14 protein-coding genes are annotated in these 18,435 nt (G+C 47.8%); 4 read left to right on the plus strand and 10 right to left on the minus strand.

The genetic code is table 11. The annotated features are described in order from the left end of the window. Positions 1 to 35: 35 nt before the first annotated feature. On the plus strand, positions 36 to 1,106 hold the full coding sequence (wecB, locus tag F7R27_RS08315; protein ID WP_151704137.1) for a non-hydrolyzing UDP-N-acetylglucosamine 2-epimerase: 1,071 nt from the start codon (positions 36 to 38) through the stop codon (positions 1,104 to 1,106). Positions 1,107 to 1,160: 54 nt separating this feature from the next. Here the strand turns inward: wecB and F7R27_RS08320 are convergent, their stop codons facing one another. The 8 genes from F7R27_RS08320 to F7R27_RS08355 form a co-directional block, all read right to left on the minus strand. Next, complete coding sequence (locus F7R27_RS08320) at positions 1,161 to 2,408, minus strand: glycosyltransferase (protein ID WP_151703788.1); 1,248 nt, start codon at positions 2,406 to 2,408, stop codon at positions 1,161 to 1,163. Then, positions 2,345 to 3,424, minus strand: a complete 1,080-nt coding sequence (locus tag F7R27_RS08325; protein WP_151703789.1) for a glycosyltransferase family 4 protein — start codon at positions 3,422 to 3,424, stop codon at positions 2,345 to 2,347. Before F7R27_RS08325 ends, F7R27_RS08320 begins: the two co-directional genes overlap by 64 nt. A 42-nt stretch (positions 3,425 to 3,466) precedes the next feature. Beyond that, complete coding sequence (locus tag F7R27_RS08330; protein ID WP_151703790.1) at positions 3,467 to 4,732, minus strand: glycosyltransferase; 1,266 nt, start codon at positions 4,730 to 4,732, stop codon at positions 3,467 to 3,469. Further along, on the minus strand, positions 4,707 to 5,705 hold the full coding sequence (locus F7R27_RS08335) for a glycosyltransferase family 2 protein (RefSeq protein ID WP_151703791.1): 999 nt from the start codon (positions 5,703 to 5,705) through the stop codon (positions 4,707 to 4,709). The genes F7R27_RS08330 and F7R27_RS08335 overlap by 26 nt, the downstream gene beginning before the upstream one ends. A gap of 77 nt (positions 5,706 to 5,782) precedes the next feature. Next, a complete protein-coding gene (locus F7R27_RS08340; protein WP_151703792.1) occupies positions 5,783 to 7,714 on the minus strand; it encodes a hypothetical protein in 1,932 nt (643 codons plus the stop codon). 101 nt (positions 7,715 to 7,815) lie between these two features. Next, positions 7,816 to 8,241: a pilin gene (locus F7R27_RS08345; RefSeq protein ID WP_151703793.1), complete on the minus strand. Its 426-nt coding sequence runs from the start codon at positions 8,239 to 8,241 to the stop codon at positions 7,816 to 7,818. A gap of 351 nt (positions 8,242 to 8,592) precedes the next feature. Next, complete coding sequence (locus F7R27_RS08350) at positions 8,593 to 10,011, minus strand: sigma-54-dependent transcriptional regulator (RefSeq protein WP_151703794.1); 1,419 nt, start codon at positions 10,009 to 10,011, stop codon at positions 8,593 to 8,595. Further along, on the minus strand, positions 10,008 to 11,678 hold the full coding sequence (locus F7R27_RS08355; RefSeq protein WP_151703795.1) for a sensor histidine kinase: 1,671 nt from the start codon (positions 11,676 to 11,678) through the stop codon (positions 10,008 to 10,010). The genes F7R27_RS08350 and F7R27_RS08355 overlap by 4 nt, the downstream gene beginning before the upstream one ends. Before the next feature lie 183 nt (positions 11,679 to 11,861). Here F7R27_RS08355 and pilB point away from each other — a divergent pair, with 183 nt between their 5' ends. Genes pilB through F7R27_RS08370 form a run of 3 tightly spaced genes read left to right on the plus strand, consistent with a single transcriptional unit; the run spans position 11,862 to position 15,731 of the window. Next, positions 11,862 to 13,589 carry a type IV-A pilus assembly ATPase PilB gene (gene pilB / locus F7R27_RS08360; protein WP_151703796.1) on the plus strand — a complete coding sequence of 576 codons (1,728 nt, stop codon included), beginning with the start codon at positions 11,862 to 11,864 and terminating at the stop codon, positions 13,587 to 13,589. 18 nt (positions 13,590 to 13,607) lie between these two features. Beyond that, a complete protein-coding gene (locus F7R27_RS08365) occupies positions 13,608 to 14,837 on the plus strand; it encodes a type II secretion system F family protein (protein WP_151703797.1) in 1,230 nt (409 codons plus the stop codon). Positions 14,838 to 14,861: 24 nt separating this feature from the next. Continuing rightward, positions 14,862 to 15,731 (plus strand): prepilin peptidase, encoded by an 870-nt coding sequence (locus F7R27_RS08370; protein WP_338088394.1) that lies wholly within the window; start codon positions 14,862 to 14,864, stop codon positions 15,729 to 15,731. 33 nt (positions 15,732 to 15,764) lie between these two features. On the opposite strand, the gene F7R27_RS08375 is transcribed toward F7R27_RS08370, so the two are convergent. Beyond that, a complete protein-coding gene (locus F7R27_RS08375; RefSeq protein WP_151703798.1) occupies positions 15,765 to 16,844 on the minus strand; it encodes an ABC transporter ATP-binding protein in 1,080 nt (359 codons plus the stop codon). Next, positions 16,841 to 18,433, minus strand: a complete 1,593-nt coding sequence (locus F7R27_RS08380) for an ABC transporter permease (RefSeq protein ID WP_206060459.1) — start codon at positions 18,431 to 18,433, stop codon at positions 16,841 to 16,843. The genes F7R27_RS08375 and F7R27_RS08380 overlap by 4 nt, the downstream gene beginning before the upstream one ends. Positions 18,434 to 18,435: the final 2 nt, after the last annotated feature.

Genomic DNA, 18,435 nt, shown 5'->3' on the forward strand with positions numbered 1-18,435 from the left:
AAATTTAAACTACAGAATTTAAGTTGCTGAAAAGAATGAAAATAATAACAATTATAGGAGCTCGACCCCAGTTTATTAAGGCTGCTGTAGTTTCGCATACGTTCAGCTCGATGCCTGGCAACATACATGAAGTACTAATCCATACAGGCCAGCATTATGACTCAAATATGTCAAAGGTCTTTTTTGATGAACTGAACATCTTAGCTCCCAGTTATAATCTTGCTATCGGTGGCGGTACACACGGCCAAAACACAGGTAGAATGATTGAAAAAATTGAGGCTGTGCTGCTTAAGGAACGACCAGATTGGGTACTTGTTTACGGTGATACTGACTCTACGCTTGCCGGAGCTATTGCTGCAGTCAAGCTGCACATCCCTATTGCGCATGTTGAAGCAGGTTTACGCTCCTTCAATCGTCGTATGCCTGAAGAACTTAATCGCGTATTAACCGATCATACTGCTGACCTCCTGTTTACACCAACTGATATAGCCAGTCAAAATCTCATGAATGAAGGCATCTCGCTTCGTCAGATTCATCAGGTCGGAGATGTAATGTACGATGCTGCTCTTTTCTATGCTGAACGAGCAAAGGAACATAGCTCAATTTTGAAGCAGCTGGACATTAGTAGTAAAAGCTATGTGCTAGCAACAGTCCATAGAGCGGAAAACACAGATAACCCAATTCGGTTACGGTCTATTCTAGATGGGTTTGCAGCTTCGCAGACAAGCATTATCTGGCCACTCCACCCTCGAACCAGAGATAAAATCAGTGACTACTCTCTCAAACTACCGGATAATATTCTAATAATAGAACCACTAGGCTACCTGGATATGGTTATGCTTGAGCGCCATGCTTCTGTCATCGCAACTGATTCAGGCGGAGTTCAAAAGGAGGCATACTTTTATGGTGTTCCCTGCGTTACTCTTCGCGATGAGACTGAATGGGTTGAGTTAGTTAATTGTGGTATGAACAGTTTAGTGGGTACTGATTCCGATAAAATCGCAAATTTACTTAGTATACCTTCGATGCCTGTTGAATATACTGACAGTTTATATGGTGATGGAAAGGCTTCACAGGCCATAGCATCAGCACTTATAAATTATTAGACTGAAAATATCTATTTTTAAATTAACCTAAAACGAATATCGTGTTAGAACAAATCATATTTTTCCTACACACTCATTAAAGATATCACTTAGTTTTTTTGAAGCCTCGCACCTGCTATATTTTTTAACATTTTCGCTATAATCTGTAATTATAGCGGACATTGCTTTATTGACATAGCTTTCAAATACATCAAAATCACAAGGGTATTCTAAAACGAATACATAATCTTTTTCTGAAAAACATTCAAAAACAACTGAACCCTTAGGCACAAGACAAACCACAGGCTTTTTTAACGCCACATAATCAAATATCTTTGTTCCAAGTCCATTTTTCATTCCATTAGTAAATAAACAAACATCAGACCCCGCAATATAGTCTAGAACCAATTTATAGTCTTGGTACGGTAATGCTTTAACCTGTGAGCTCACATCATATTTTAAAGAGCATTTTTCAATTTGCTTATATTCTCCACCTATATAAAAAAAAAATAGATCATTATTATTCTTCAAAACTTCAGCCATCAAGCTGAATGCATCTGGTGTATATAATAAAAACTTACCGCTGATAATAATTATATTTTTTTGATTAATTCTATTAGGTTTTACCTCTTTGAAATCATCATAATCTACTCCATTATGGATGACTGAGAACTTATTCTTATATTTATAATGTACATTAGCATACTCGCTCATCAACTCTTTAGTTGCAAACACCACATAACAGGCATATTTTATCGAAAACCTTTCAATCAAAATATAGAGCTTCTCCCTTATAAAGGACAGCACACCTCTTCGAGCTTTACCATCAAAACCATGATTAATACTCCATGAATCTCTGAAATCGAGAACAGTTTTAATATTTAAAAAAAACTTGAAGAAAAAACTAAGAATGAATGGATGATATGGACTACCCGTTATATAAACTATATCAATATCACTTTTTCTATTTAAAACTTGAATGAAAGAATAAAATGGGAATAACAGCTTACAAATAAGCACATTAAATGGAAAATTATAATATTTATTTTTAATTATTTTTCCGAAATCTAAAGCTTTCCCAGTATCACTTTTGACAACTTTACCTTTGTAATATCTTGGATCGACAGTAATTACGATTGGCTCCCAACTATATTGAGGCAAGAACTTAACATATTTACTTGCACGAACACCTGAAACATCAGCATAGGGAGGGTAATAGTACGCTAGAATAGCAACTCGTTTCACTTTCATTTCATACCCTATTTTTGTGATTTTAATATTTTTCTTATTTTTCCCACTAAAAGCTGGGCAATATTTTGCCATTCATAACGATCATCAAATCTGAATTTTTTAGGGCTATCAAGATTATTTTTAATTTTTTCCATCAAACTATCAGCTGTACACTCTGCTACAACCCACGTAGAGTGATGAAAAATCTCTTTATGGTTTGATACATCTGTTGCTACAACTGGTTTTTCACACGCCAAATACTCTGCTATTTTGCACGCACCACAATAATCGTTAAAAGTATCAGATGCATAGGGTATCGTGACAACGTCACATGCATTAATTAAGGCTGGTATTTTATCTTGCGAAAGCTCTCCCATGTAAACAATCCAGTCATTATTAATATCAACATCAGTGACTTTTCCTGCAATAACAATTTTTAATTCGGTATATTCGTCAATAAGCTTTTTACAAGCATCAATTAAAAGTGGCCCTCTTACTGGAGTAACTGATCCGAAATATCCCACAATTGGAATATTAACTTCCAACCCTGCTTCTCTGCGTGCCTCATACATATCAAGTGGCTTAAATAACTTTCTGTCTACTCCATTTACAATACATAATGTTTCTTTAGCCAGCCCTGAAACGTACTCCACCAAGCTATCACTTGCACACATGACTAAATCAGCCGACGAAACAGCTGATTTAAACATATATCTCATACCCGGAATTTTACCTGACTTGAAGCATAAATAAAAATCATAGACATCAAATATAAATTTACAACCTATTTTTTTTGCATAAATCGAGGCCATAAAACCAATGTGACTATCCCCACTAGCAATTATCACGTCTGGATTGATCAGTTTAATCTCATTATATGTTCTATATAATGCAAATGGTATCGATAAAATTCTGAATGGAATTGATGTAAACTGCACACCTTCATGCACAACCTTCAGCGGCCGATAGCTTCTATAATCTATTGCCAAAACATTTACTGAAATATCATCACCAACCATATTTACTGGCAAATGATATAAACGCCCAAACCGATCAATGATAAGGTCTTTATTTGTATAGTACCTCTTACATAATATAAGAATGCGCATTGGCTCCAGACTACTCTTCAATATGAATTGTGCATTTTTTAGTCATTCATGATGATTAACATCACTTTTTTTTAACGTCTTTAATATTTTAGAATATTCTTGGGCGATGTGACTCCAATCAAACCGTTCCTTAATATGGCTTAATGCTTTATCTGCACGCTCTAATGCCTTATGAGGGTTACCCAACGTATCTGATATAGCCTGAGCCAATGCACTGACATCCCTTGGCTTAACTCTTTGGGCAAGGTGTTCTGCTGGTACTATATCCTGAATCGCTGGTAAGTCTGAAACAATTACGGGGCTACCACACCCCATTGCCTCAACAATCACTAAGCCGAAGCCTTCCTGGTCTCCACCCTCTGCGACAACAGAAGGCACAACAGTCATGCTAGCCCTTCGATACAGGTCTGGCAAATCTGCATGGGGAATACCACCTAGAAAATTAACATGGCCAGCAAGGTCAGACTGCACTGCTCTGTTTTTTAAACCTTCTTCATCTGGCCCTTTCCCAGCAATCCAGAGCTGAAGCTCGGGGTATTGTGGCAAAATTCTGGCTATGGCCTCAAGTAAGTAGAAAACCCCTTTTTTTTCAACAAGTCTACCTACAAAAAGAACGACTCTCTTTTCCCTTATAACACTAGCATCAACAATAAACCGCTTAGTCAGGCATGTACCCATGGGAATAACTGCCGGCTTTATTTCAGGCGCCAGTCGAATGGCCTCACTAACCATGGCATTACTGACAACTGTAACAGCATCACAACACGCTAGCGACCATCGTTTTAATCTACTCAGTACTGCACCTTGGAGACCAAACAGATCGCCCCCGTGGCTAGTGCAAAGTACAGGTGGTATTTTGTTCAAGCCTAATGTGCCCAATCGTAGTGACAATGTTTGCGGTATAATCCAGTGGCTGTGTATCGCTGAAAACTCGAATCTTTTGAGCAAGCTGCGAATTGCCAAAGCCTCAGCACCAAGAAAAAGGGGAATCAATCCAACTCTCCAGGGGTTCTGCTTTAAACGTGACAGTATCCCACCATCATATGTCAGTGTTTGATATTGCTCCGGGGCATAACCAAAGCGATGAACAGTCACTCCCGACAGGATTTCAAACTTTGCTGCTCCTGGTGAGTGCGGTGCCAGCACATGAACTTCATACTCGCTACAGAGCCGACGGCAAAGCTCCAGAATAAAAGAAGGCTCAGTATCATCAGCCCAACGAGGAAATGTAGAAGCCAACACTAATAGCCGTGGGAGATGTAATACTTGATTTTGGCTGGTATCAGTCTTCATCTTTTCTGCAGTCATTCACCTTAGTCGATGAAGCCTTAGCTTTTGCTATTAAATCAAACTCGATTCGTTTTACGCGTTCGAGCGTCAACTCCTGTAATTGCCGATTAAATGACATCAAATCTGCAACCAATCCTATTAACCAAGCAAATACCGCCATCAATACAAACATACTTCCAAGCAAAAGCGATTGAATATTCCCTTGCCCTGCCCCTTGGAGATAGAAGTAGATGAACCGGATAATTGGTGCTACACCAATCAAAAAAAACACGAGTCCGGCGAAGAAGAATACACGCAACGGTTTATACATCGCATACACACGTACCATGGTAATCAGGGACTGGCTTATAAAGTGAGGAATACTCTTGAAAAGTCGCGATTCACGTAGCACTTTATTGGTACGTATAGGTACTGAAGTGATCGTTAAATTACGCCTGCTGGCTTGAATGATCGTCTCTATCGTATGGCTGAAATTGGATAACACATTGATGCGAATTGCTGCTTCGCGTGAGTAGGCACGAAAGCCACTTACAGTATCCGGTACATTGGTTCCAGAAAGACGACGTACCACATAACTTCCGAACCATTGCAGTGCTTTTTTAATCGGAGAAAAGTGAGAAATAGAAGCTGTTTGACGATCACCAATGACAAGATCTGCTTGTCCCGACAGTACGGGTGCAATCAATGCTGGAATATCAGCCCCCATATACTGATTATCCGCATCGGTATTCACTACTATATCTGCACCCAGCTCCAGACAAGCATCCATGCCAGCACGAAATGCTCTTGCCAACCCTTGGTTAGACTTCAAACGCACAATATGATCGGCTCCAGACGCCAGTGCCACTTCCGAGGTACGGTCTGTGCTGCCATCATCTATCACCAAGACTTCCACACAATCGATTCCCGGAATATCTCGCGGGATATCTGCGATCGTGACCGCAAGCGTATGCTCTTCGTTATAACATGGGATCTGAACTATCAGTTTCACAATATGTGACTCAATCTATTTGATCAATTTTAGGCCGCTACTAATTAGCTTAAATATACAATCATCTCAGATCCGACTTATGAATCGCCTGTATTTATCATCTCGGTTTTAACCATTGCCTCCAAGTCATCCAATGCTTCATCTGACATAAAGCGATTTCGATTGCGTACTAACCGTCTTTCCTCAATCAACTGTAATGCAGCCTCTTCCATACCTTTCTGATGAAGAAGATGGACCTGCATTTGCAGAATCGGCATTACATGGGGTCCCAGCCTCTGCGCAGTATTAAGATGCTCTAAAGCCAGTGAAATATCACCTTGCTCCTTTGCAAAATAGGCAGCATGAAAACTGAGGTGGACCTGATTATGCCAGCTGGAATAATTGGGATTTTCAAGCAATAACGAAATCAGTCTATAAGCATCTTGATCAGAAATAAAGCCGCAAGATTGAGTCGCCAATAGCTCCTGAAACGGGTAAAAACTGTCAAGCAACGATAACGATAGACGCGCTTGATGTGCTTCTTCCAGAAGAACATTAAAGCGGCGCTGAATATCATCCGGGCTATCATCACTAGTACAGCTATAAAGAAACAACTGCATTCTAACGTCAAGGCAATTTATACAGTTCTCTACTGAACGGTCTAATACATAAGAAGAATAACTTTCATTCCCCAGAGCGTCATAATAAACCGAGCTTAAATGCATAAGAGCCCTTGGTGAGTTAGGGTGGTGCTTCACCCAGTTTTCAGCTGCTTCCAAGGAGTTTCCCCAGATAGATGTGGTAGCATGGAGTGCACCCCACATAATCACCGTGTAAACAGCCAGCAGAACTGGTGCAATTCTCTTAAGCTTACCAGTTATCTGCCAAACTAAAACAGCTAGAGCAAAGCAGAGGCCATAAATGGCCAGGTAATTACGATGTTCAAACATCAATTCAACATGAATAATTGTAGACTCAATAAGATGGCCTGTAAAAAACCAAAGCAGAGCAAATAATGGCCAAGGGTTTTTCTTACGATGTTTGAATGCAAGAACCGTCAGAGTAACAAATATCAAAAAAGATATAAATGGAATCCATCCTGTGACTATCTCAACGTCATCATGAAAAGGACCATAGAATCCAATATGAGGTACAAAAGCTATATAAAGATAATGCCATAGCAAAACAAACTGAGTTTGCAGTCGATCAAAAGAAGACCAACCTCGGAAGCTGTTCACTGAAAACCAGTTATAATTGAGTGGTGACAGGTAATACAACAAAGCAAGTAAGCCAATCCAGAGTCCTGCACTTCGTAGCCAGCGAACCCATTTTTTTGTTTTTAAATGACTTAGCAGGACTGCATCAATCACCAACGCATAAATAGGAAACAGTACACCACTCTCTTTGGTAAACATTGCCAGAAGCGTAAAGACACCTAATGCAGCACCCTGTAGAAAAATAGCCCAGCGCGCTTTTTCAGCTTGCAGAAAGTATCCAAAAGTAAAGATATTGAGGCCGACAAGGCCGAACAGAGTGGACAGACCGGTCCATCGCTGAACTGTGATCAAACTGGTGGATACTAATAATGGTAGCACCAACCATAAAGCAGCTGCCATTATGGCTACCCAGTAGGCCGTATCACGACTAAGCTCATTTCGTAGCCTCAGAAGCTGGTAAGCAAGCAGAAACAGCAAAAAGCCATTATTCAAATGAATCAACACATTAATCTTTCGAGCTGTAATGCTGCTTTCCGGCCATGAATCAGCATGCGGCAGGAATGAAAGCAGTGCTATAGGCCGCTTCAATGGGCCAGCATTACCATCCTTAATAAACTGGATAGCATCAGCTCTATTTTCGATTTTTTCTAATGGGCCTAGAAAAGAAAGGTCATCATAAAAAAGGTCACCAGTAACACCTTGGTTATAACTGATCCATGTTGCGCTAAAAATCAGGAGGAGGACGAAAATTTTTATTACAAAAGCCAACAGGCGATTTGCAGGCCCTGCAGCCACATCCTGTTTTTTTATCATCTGAGTCCGCACATCGTTTAACCAGAGAATAAAAACAGCCCCGACTAATTAGCCAGGGCCATTATGCTACAACAGCAAATTACACAATATGTATCTGCAGATTAACCGCGGCAAGAACCAGGCATCCAGTTAGCTGGTGTACCACTACAAGTCCAAGAGCTTATATTGTTGCCGCTGATACTGCCTGTTAACCTTACTGTAGGGCTAGGGTTAGGAGCTGGGAAACCTTGACCAGTAGCTGTAACCAGTACGTTATCGGTACCAACAAGAGCAACAGTTACCCCACTAACATATTGGGTTTGGGCTGTAGTGCTACATGTAGCCAAAGCAGCGTTCGTCAAAACACCTCCTGACTGAACGATTTCAGTCGCACAAGTACGTGCAGCACTTGCAGCCAGTACAATCTCAGACGCCTTAGCACGATTCGTATAATCCTGATAAGCCGGCAGCGCGATCGCAGCCAGAATACCGATGATCGCCACGACGATCATCAACTCAATGAGTGTAAAACCTTGTTGTCTTTTCATAGTGTTTCTCCAGCGAGTTTAATAATCCGTTTTGTGGCCATACATCGTTGTCCACCGAACTTGATTTGATACTAGGTTATGCTTCAGTTGCTGTCCATATCCTTTTAAACCCGAAGCTGATCTGGCTCAAGCCAGTAGCACTTCATGCTTGGAACATCTTTCCTACACGTATCAAGCAAGATATGAGCCAACACACTCAAGGCGATCCAATAATACTCTAAATAATTGTTATTTATGTATATTTATGAATGATAATAACTTTTACCAAGTGATAGACCTACTTAAAGTAACATTATTCCGCACTGCAATGTGACAATTTTTGTCACATTCATGACCTGTTGCGTCACTCTTCTACTCCATCTCCAACTTCTTCAGCCGGTAGCGCAGCGCCCGAAATGAGATCCCCAGTCGTTTGGCTGCTGCCGTTTTGTTGTTGCCACTGTTTTGCAAGGCGTCATTAATCAGCTTGCGCTCGATGCTTTCCAGATAGGCTTCCAGACCGACCTGCTCCACCAGCGTCTCATCCGGGATCAGCTCATCCAGATCAAATGGGCTGCTGATCAGCTGTGCCACTGGTGTGATGGGTGGCTGCTCATGATGGTTATTCTTTTCAAGCAGCAGGTCATCCGACTCGATCACGGCCCCCTCACAAAGGGTTAGTGCTCGCTCCAGTATGTTCTCAAGCTGTCGTACATTTCCTGGGAAGCTGTATTTGAGAAGATCAGCACTCGCACCCGCACTGAGTTCAGGCGCAGGTATCGCCATTTTTTGTGCGAGTTGCTGAATAAAATGATCCGCCAGCAAGGGGATATCCTCGGGCCGCTCCCTCAGCGATGGCACATGCAGCTCAATCACGTTGATACGGTAATAAAGATCTTCACGAAAGCGTTTGACGGCAACCTGTTCTGATAGATCCTTATGTGTGGCGCTGAGTATGCGCACATCAACATGCACCTCAGTCTGAGACCCGACAGGCCGAACCACTTTTTCCTGAATAGCTCGCAGCAACTTAACCTGCATATCCAGCGGCAGGTCTGCCACCTCATCCAGAAACAGCGTACCACCGCTTGCACACTGGAAAAGCCCCTCCTTATCCGCATAGGCGCCTGTAAAGCTGCCCTTTTTGTAACCGAACAGTTCACTCTCCATCAGCTCTGCCGGAATCGCTCCGCAGTTCACGGCCACAAAAGGCTGCTCGGCACGTGGCCCCTGAGCATGTATAAGGCGTGCTACCAGCTCCTTGCCTGTACCTGATTCGCCACTGATATAAACCGGCGCCTGGCTGCGTGCCAGCTTGCGGATGGTATGGCGTATCGATTCGATCGGTGCTGAGTGGCCAAGCAGTTGCAAGCAATCATTACTGGCTGGAGCTTCGTCGGACTCTGTCTGCTCACCCAGCAACAGTGCCGAGCGAACCAGGTTTCTCAGGGTTGGCAGTTCAACAGGCTTGTTCAGGAAGTCAAAAGCACCCGCCTTGAGGGCATCAATCGCAGATTGCATATTGCCATGGGCGGTGATCATCGCCACAGGCAGATTGGGCCGTGTGCGTTGTATATGTCGAATGAGATCTATCCCGTTACCATCGGGCAGGCGCATATCCACCAGGCACAACTGAAAGGTTTCCCTACTCAACGCGTCTCTGGCCTGCTGCAAGTCGCCAGCTTCGGTGCAGGTGATATCCATACGGGACAAGGTGATACCCAGCAGTTCGCGGATATCAGGCTCATCATCCACTATCAGTACGCGTCTGGCCGTTTTGTTATCACTCATTCCTGATTCCTGTCGATCTGCTGTGCCGGAAATAGTAGCCGAAAATGCCCACCCTCGTCTTCTTCGCCTATATACCGTAACTGCGCCAGGTTAAACTCGGCCAGCTCTCGGCACAGATACAACCCCAACCCGACACCGCGGCCATCAGTAGTAAAAAAGGGCTCGAATAGCTGATCAAGATGGACTTTGGCCACCCCCGGCCCGGTATCAATCACATCAATATAGCCATGCTTGCCACCAAACCAGGCACATCGCAGCCTCACCTCAGCTTGTCCGGCCAAAGGCTTGCTGAAGCGCAAAGCGTTATCACACAGGTTGCTGATGATCTGATTCAGGTGGATAGGATCAAACCATACCTGCATATCTTCTGGTACTGGCTCCAGCAGGATGCGATCTCGCGCCTCTGAGCGCGTATAGTAATAGTCCCGCAAAAAGTGCGACAGCCAGTGATGTAATGAGATCAGTTCCGGCTGAGTCTTATCACGCTTGCCCAGTTGCAGGATGCTTTCAACAATACTGTTGACCCTTTTCGACTGCTCGCTGATGATCTGTGTCAGGCGTTTATCTGCCGCATCCAGCACAGGAGATTCAGCCAGAAGAGCTCCGGCATGGCTGATAGCACCGAGCGGGTTGCGGATCTCATGTGCAATACTGCCGGTCAGTCGGCCCAGCGCAGCCAGCTTGAGCTGCTGTGCCTCACGGCTTGTGGCATCAGCCTCCTCCAGAAAAATCAGGGTGGGGCTCTCCTGCCCTTTATCCATTGCCACCAGGTTGATCAGCAGCTTTCGGCGTCCGGTATTGATCAGGAAGCGTTGCCGACCCTCTCGCTTCATGCTTTTCCAGCGTTGCAGTTCTTGCGACAGCTCCTCTGAATAATCCTCAAGCTCGGCATGCTTGGGTAGCCTTGGCTCACCAGAAAGCCTCCAGGCGGCGTTGTTGATAAAGCGCACCTGGCCGTCGGGATCTACCACCATCACCCCCACCTCCATCTGTTCGATGATATAGTCGGTCAGTTGCGCCATATCCGCCAGATCCAGGCCACGCTGCCTGGCCAGCGCCTCACTCGCCGTGGCCCGACTGGCCAGCACATGTGCCATGATCGCCGTGGCAAAAAGCGCCAGCCCGAGCATGCCAGCCAGTGGATAGTTGATATGATGATCAAGCCCCACCAGCGCACTGTAGAGCTGCTCTGCTAATACAGCCAGTGTCGCTACAGCAGCGAAGAAGCCGGACTGCCGACCCGTCACCATGGTGCTGACGATGGCGATACTGACCACCAGCAGCATGCCGACACCACTGCCAACACCTCCGCTGGCGTGCATCAGCACAACGATGATCAGTATATCTGCCCCGATATGAGCACTGACTTGCAGAAGATAGCGCGGCCAGCGTAACCATAAAGGCACTATCGCAGCAAAACCGAAGATCAGGTAGGCAAGGCTTGCCTGACTGAAGAGCTGCTCAGACGTACTGGCCAGAGGCGCCTGCTGAAACCCGAAGTGAATCAGAAACACAAACAGGGCCGCAAGAAACAGGCGATAGGCATTAAATATGCGCAAGGGGCGCCAGGTTCTGGAAAAATCATCCATACTTGTGATAACTGATCTGTTTTGCTGGATGGTCATATCGATACCCGATAGCGCCTGCCAGTAACGCTCTGGGCGCAAATAACCCTTTTAAAAACCATGCCATTATATTACCGTTCAAAGAATCTTGTGACTAAGCTTAACTCAGCTTCGTGATAAAGGCTTGCCGGATTAAAGCGTAACCTGTAAAGGGCTTGCCAGTTCATTGATAACTGAAGAGAACTGTGTTTTGATTGCAATACTCTGTATCTTAAGAAGAGAATCATGGGAGTGCAGGTGACACAAGGCGTTCAACCCTTAAGTGGACTGGCCAAGAGACTGGTGCAGGATGGGGCCCTTTCAGCCGAAGTCGCAGCTGATGCCGTGGCCAAATCCCGTCAGGAGAAAGAGCCGTTTGTCAGCTATATCATCAAGCAGCGCCTGATCAGTGCACACCGTGCTGCCTCTGCCGCCTCGGAAGAGTTTGGCCTGCCATTGCTCGATCTTGATACCATCCCCGCCGACACACTTCCCAAAGGCCTGGTGGCCGAATCACTGATCAATAAGCATCAGATGCTGCCATTGATGAAGCGCGACAATCGCCTCTATGTCGCGGTGGCCGATCCGACCAATATGCAGGGTGTGGACGAAATCAAATTCCATACCGGCGTGACTACAGAAGTGGTCATCGTTGAACAGGACAAACTGGCACTTAAACTCGATAAATACCTGGATGAGCAGAACGATGCCCTGGGCGAGCTGGATGATGCCGACCTAGACAATATCGATGTTGATGATGGCCCGAACAAGCGCGAAGAGGAGCAGAGCGCCGAGGATGCGGCCAGCGATGCGCCGATTGTACGCTTTATCAATAAAGTCTTGATGGATGCGATCAAAACCGGGGCATCGGATATTCACTTTGAACCCTACGAAAAAACCTATCGTGTGCGCTGTCGTATCGACGGCATTTTGCAGGTGGTGCACAAGCCGCCTTTGAACCTTGCATCACGCCTCGGCGCACGTCTCAAAGTGATGTCGCAGATGGATATCTCTGAGCGGCGCGTGCCTCAGGATGGGCGTATCAAGCTCAAGATATCCAAGAACCGGGCCATCGATTTCCGTGTCAACAGTCTGCCTACCCTCTGGGGTGAGAAGATCGTACTGCGTATTCTGGACCCGGGCAGCGCCAAGATAGGTGTGGAGGCGCTGGGGTTTGAGCCGGATCAGCGTGAGATCTATCTCAAGACGCTGGAGCAGCCTCAAGGCATGGTATTGGTAACGGGTCCGACCGGTTCCGGTAAAACCGTCACCCTCTATACCGGCCTGAATATCCTGAACAACTCTGAGCGCAACATCTCGACTGCCGAGGACCCTGTCGAGATCAATATGGAAGGGATCAACCAGGTACATGTCAACAACAAGGTTGGCCTGACCTTTGCCGAGGCGTTGCGTGCATTTTTGCGCCAAGACCCCGACGTAGTGATGGTGGGCGAGATCCGAGATCTTGAAACCGCCGAAATCGCGATCAAGGCAGCACAGACGGGGCATATGGTATTATCGACTCTGCATACCAACAGTGCTCCCGAAACACTGACTCGCCTGCGTAATATGGGCGTACCGGCATTTAACGTGGCCACTTCGGTCAGTTTGATCATTGCTCAGCGCTTGGGACGACGCTTGTGTGAGTCCTGCAAGAAGCCATCTTCGGTTCCAGAGGCTACACTATTGGAAGAGGGCTTTACCGCCGACCAGATTCCCAACCTGCACCTGTTTGAAGCCAACCATGAGGGCTGTCAGAAGTGCAACAAGGGGTATAAGGGCCGTGTCGGTATCTACGAGATGCTGGCGATGTCTGCGGAGATCGCTGAGTGCATCATGGAGAATGGAACATCATTGGATATTCAGCGTGTTGCGCGCCAGCAGGGTTTCAGGACTCTGCGCCAATCTGCACTACTCAAGGTGGCCAGCGGTCTGACCAGCCTTGAAGAGATGAACCGCGTAATCAAAACCTGACGGCGGAAGTGAAACACCATGGCTACAGCAGTTAAGGAAAAGAAAAAACTCACCTTTGCATGGGAAGGCAAGGATAAAAGCGGCAATAAAAGCAAAGGCAAGATTGATGCCGAAAATATAGCCATGGCCAAGGCGCAACTGCGCCGGCAGGGTATCAACCCCAAGCGGGTAGCCAAAGAGCGTAGCGTCAGTTTTTTAAGCAATAAGAACAAGCCGATCAAGCCTCTGGATATCGCATTTTTTACGCGCCAGATGGCCACCATGATGAAATCGGGTGTACCGCTGCTGCAAGGCCTTGAGATCGTCGCTAATGGTTGCGAAAAAACCAAGCTGAAAGAGCTGATTTACGAGGTACGCAACGATGTCAACAGCGGTACGGATCTGTCCACCGCACTGAAAAGACACCCCAAGTATTTTGATGATCTCTTCTGCTCCCTGGTAGAGGCCGGTGAACAGTCCGGTGCTCTGGAGACGATGCTGGATCGAATCGCCGAATATAAGGAGAAAGTCGAATCACTCAAAGCCAAGATCAAAAAGGCGATGACCTACCCGGCAGCCGTTGTTGTGGTGGGTATTGTGGTATCGGCCATTCTGCTGGTTAAAGTGGTCCCTCAGTTTCAGGATATTTTCCGCAGTTTCGGTGCCGACCTGCCCGCCTTCACACTGATGGTGATTGGCCTGTCGGAATTTGCCCAGTCCTACTGGTTTTTTGCTCTAATCGGCGCTGTCGCCTTCGGTTTTGCTTTCTCGAAGTTGATGGAGAAATCCCAGAAGTTTTCCGATGGAGTCGACCGCTTTGTGCTTAAGATTCCTGTTCTGGGAGAGATTCTGAAAAAGGCCGCCATAGCCCGCTTTGCCCGAACGCTCTCCACCACCTTTGCCGCAGGTGTTCCGCTGGTAACGGCACTGGATTCGGCCGCCGGTGCAGCCGGTAACGTGGTGTATCGCACCTCCATTATCCAGATTCGCAATGGTGTATCTACCGGTCAGTCACTGCAGAATGCCGTAAACATGACCGGCGTGTACCCTGTGATGGTCACCCAGATGATCGCCATCGGTGAGGAGGCAGGCTCGCTGGATGCGATGCTCGACAAGATCGCCAGCTTCTATGAAGAGGAGGTTGATAACGCTGTCGACAACCTCTCCAGCCTGCTGGAACCTTTGATCATGGTGGTACTGGGCATTCTGGTTGGTGGCCTGGTTATTGCGATGTATCTGCCGATCTTCCAGCTGGGTAACGTTGTGTAATACTGCGAATGGTGGATTCGGGATTTGATACTCGCATTTGAACTTTTCCCTGCCGGCAGTGGTTGGGCCGCTTTGACAGGGTTGCTGTTTTCGCTGCTGGTGGGTAGTTTTCTGAACGTGGTAATTCTGCGCCTGCCGGTGATGATGGAGCGTGAGTGGAAAGCTGCCATGGTGGCAGAGGACCAGGATTCAGCGCGCACTACTACGGATGAAGAGCCACCCTTTAATCTGGCCACCCCTCGTTCACGCTGCGGTCATTGTGGCCATCTGATCACCTGGTACGAAAACATCCCGGTCTTCAGCTATCTGTTTCTGCGCGGACGCTGCAGCTCCTGCCAGACATCCATCTCGGCTCGCTACCCTCTGATTGAGCTGTTCAATGGCCTGGCCGGTGCCTTTATCGCTTGGCGTTACGGCATCACACCGATCGGCGTGGCACTGCTGCTGATGACCTGGACACTGATCGCGCTGACCTTCATCGATATTGATCACCACCTCCTGCCAGATAGTTTGACGCTACCGTTATTGTGGCTGGGGTTGATACTGAACAGCTTTGAACTGATCACAAGCCTGTCTGATGCAGTGTGGGGCGCTGCGCTGGGGTATCTGGTGCTCTGGAGTGTTTACTGGCTGTTCAAGCTGCTGACTGGCAAAGAAGGAATGGGCTACGGCGACTTCAAGCTACTGGCCGCCTTTGGCGCCTGGGGTGGCGTCTCAGTGCTGCCGATGGTGATTCTCTTCTCGTCCGTGGCCGGTGTGATTCTGGCTGGCCTGATGATTGCGGTAAAGCGGCATGAAGCTCAGAATCCCCTGCCCTTCGGCCCCTATCTGGCAATAGCCGGTTGGGTGGCCCTGCTCTGGGGCCAGGATATTTTGAACTGGTATCTGTACTGAAACTTATACAGGCTACAGTTATTCCGGCAACATTTAATCCGGCAAGACGGCCCCAGTACGCAACACGCTGATATTAACCCGGCTGCCGATATCGAAGCAGTGGTGGCTGGGGGTGATAACGCAGTATTGCGCGCCATCCTGCTCCAGTATGTAGAAGTAATCGTGCCCTCGGAACTCGCGCCCGACCACTTTAGCCCCTTTACCGTCCATGGATTGCGTTAAAAACAGATCTTCTGGCCTTAGTGACAGCCTGACCTCACCTGCCACTCCATCCGCCACGACCAGTTCACCCAGCGGGGTTTTAACCTTGCCATCTTCGGCCTCGCCGCTGATCAGATTGGTATGACCCAGAAAACGCGCCACAAAGGCATTGCTGGGATACTGATAAACCATTTGTGGCGTATCAAGCTGTACCAGTTTACCTGCACTCATCACCCCGACTTTATCTGCAAAGGTCAGCGCTTCGGCCTGATCATGCGTGACCAGTATCACGGTGGTGCCGGCTTGTTTGAACAGGTGTCGCATCTCGTTACGGGTACTCTCACGCAACGATGCATCCAGATTGGAGAAAGGCTCATCCAGCAGTACCAGATCCGGCTCTGCCGCAAGTGTTCTTGCCAGCGCCACACGCTGTTGCTGGCCACCGGAGAGCTCATGCGGGTAACGGGTTGTCAGCGTTGACAGCCCCATCAATGCCAGCCACTCAACCGCCTTGGCAGGACGCTTCGCCTTCGGCAGATGGCGCATCGCAAAACTGACATTCTGCTCCACCGTCATATGCGGGAACAGCGCATAATCCTGAAACACGATACCGATCTTGCGCTGCTGTGGTGACAGATCCGTGACATCGCGCCCATGCAGATGGATACGACCGGCATTGGGCAGCTCAAAGCCCGCGATCATTCTCAGCGTTGTAGTTTTACCGCAACCACTTGGCCCCAGCAGTGCCAGGATCTCGCCGGCATGCAGTGAGAAAGAGAGATCATCCACCGCTGGTGGATCTTCGCTGTGAAAGTGCTTGGTCAGATGTTCGACACGTATCTGTTCAGCCCAACTGGCCGACAGCGGATCGACAACCTCCACCCCACTTCTCACCATCTGATTACTGTTCATCGGTTTGCCTCGCGATTAAGCACCATTCCCACCGACAGCCCCGAAAAAATGACAATGGCGGCTGCAAAGGGCGCGGCTTCTGCCATCATGCCCTCTACCGTGCGGGAAAAAACGGTGACTGCCAGAGTATTGTAACCGGTCGGCGCCAGCAACAGGGTAATCGGCAGCTCTTTCATACAGAACATGAATGCCAGCGCCACGCCCGACAGTATTCCTCTGCGCATGCGCGGAAACACGACATGGTAGAAGGTTTCGGACTGGGAGTATCCCAGAGCGTAGGAGGCCTCTTCCAGATTGGGGCGCGTCTGCATCAATGCGCTGCGGATTGGACCCATCGCCAGCGCCAGCGTGGCCACTGTCAGGCTGATGATCAGCAGGCCCAGTGTCTGGTAGAAAAAGTAAGCGGCATGCAGGGCAAAGAACACCATTGCCAGCGCCAGAGTCAACGGTGGCAGCGCATAACCGATATACACGGAGCGCTCTACTGCTGCCGACAGGCGCGATGGGTAGCGCACACTCATATAGCACACAGGCAGCGCACACAGAGCGGCCAGAACGGCTGCCGGCATCGCCGCAAAAACGGAACGGGCAAAGGTCCAGGGCACCTGCAGGAACACACTCATGTCGGGCGGAGCCAGAAACAGCCAGTAAGACAGCATCGCAATCGGCAGGCCTATCGAGCTGCCAAATACGAACAACAGGTAGATCACGGCTAGTGGCTTCATCCGCCCCAGCGCTTTGGGCTTGATCGGCCGGATCGATCCGCTGCCGACACTGGCCAGGCGCTTGCGCCTGAGTACCAGTACCTCCATGAATACGAAGCAGGCAGCCAGCGACAGCAGCATGATCGAGAGCCAGGCGGCATAGATACGATCAAATGCACCTGAGTACTGGTTATAGATCGCATAGCTGAAGGCTTCGTAGCGCATCAGTGCCACCGCACCGAAATCCCCAAGCACATAAAGTCCAACCACCAGATACCCAGCCAGTATGGCAGGTGCCAGGTGTGGCAGGATTATTTTTCTGAGCACTTCAAAATGAGAATAACCGAGGCTCTGCGCACTCTCTTCAAGAGAGCTATCGAGGCCCAGCAAGGCTGCACGCAGATTCAGGAAAATATAGGGGAAGGTATACAGTGCCAGCGCCCAGACTGCACCCCAGTATCCCTGGATATTGGGGATATGGATATCGAACAACCGCGCCAGCGCGCCATAGTGGCCGCCGATACCCAGAAGCGCATAGGCCATCACATAGCCGGGCACGGCCAGTGGTACAACCGCCAGAATGGTCAGCAGGCGGCGATAGGGCATATCAGTGCGGGTGACCAGCCAGGCCAGCGGAAACGCCAGGAAAGTAGCAACCAGCAGGACACCAAAGGTCAGTGCCAGAGTATTGATAAGAAGATCGAGATTGCGTGGCCTGAGCACCAGGTCGGCAAGCTGAGACATGTCTGCCTGCCCGGCTCGCACAAAGAGGTAAACCAGTGGCACCAGCATGCAGATACCTACCAGCATGGCGGGTATCATGATAAACAACGGCGGGCGCTTTACCTGTGGCCGCTGAATACGAACTGCAACACTGCTACTCATGG

Source organism: Nitrincola alkalilacustris, assembly GCF_008973755.1.
GTDB classification, from domain to species: Bacteria; Pseudomonadota; Gammaproteobacteria; order Pseudomonadales; family Balneatricaceae; genus Nitrincola; species Nitrincola alkalilacustris.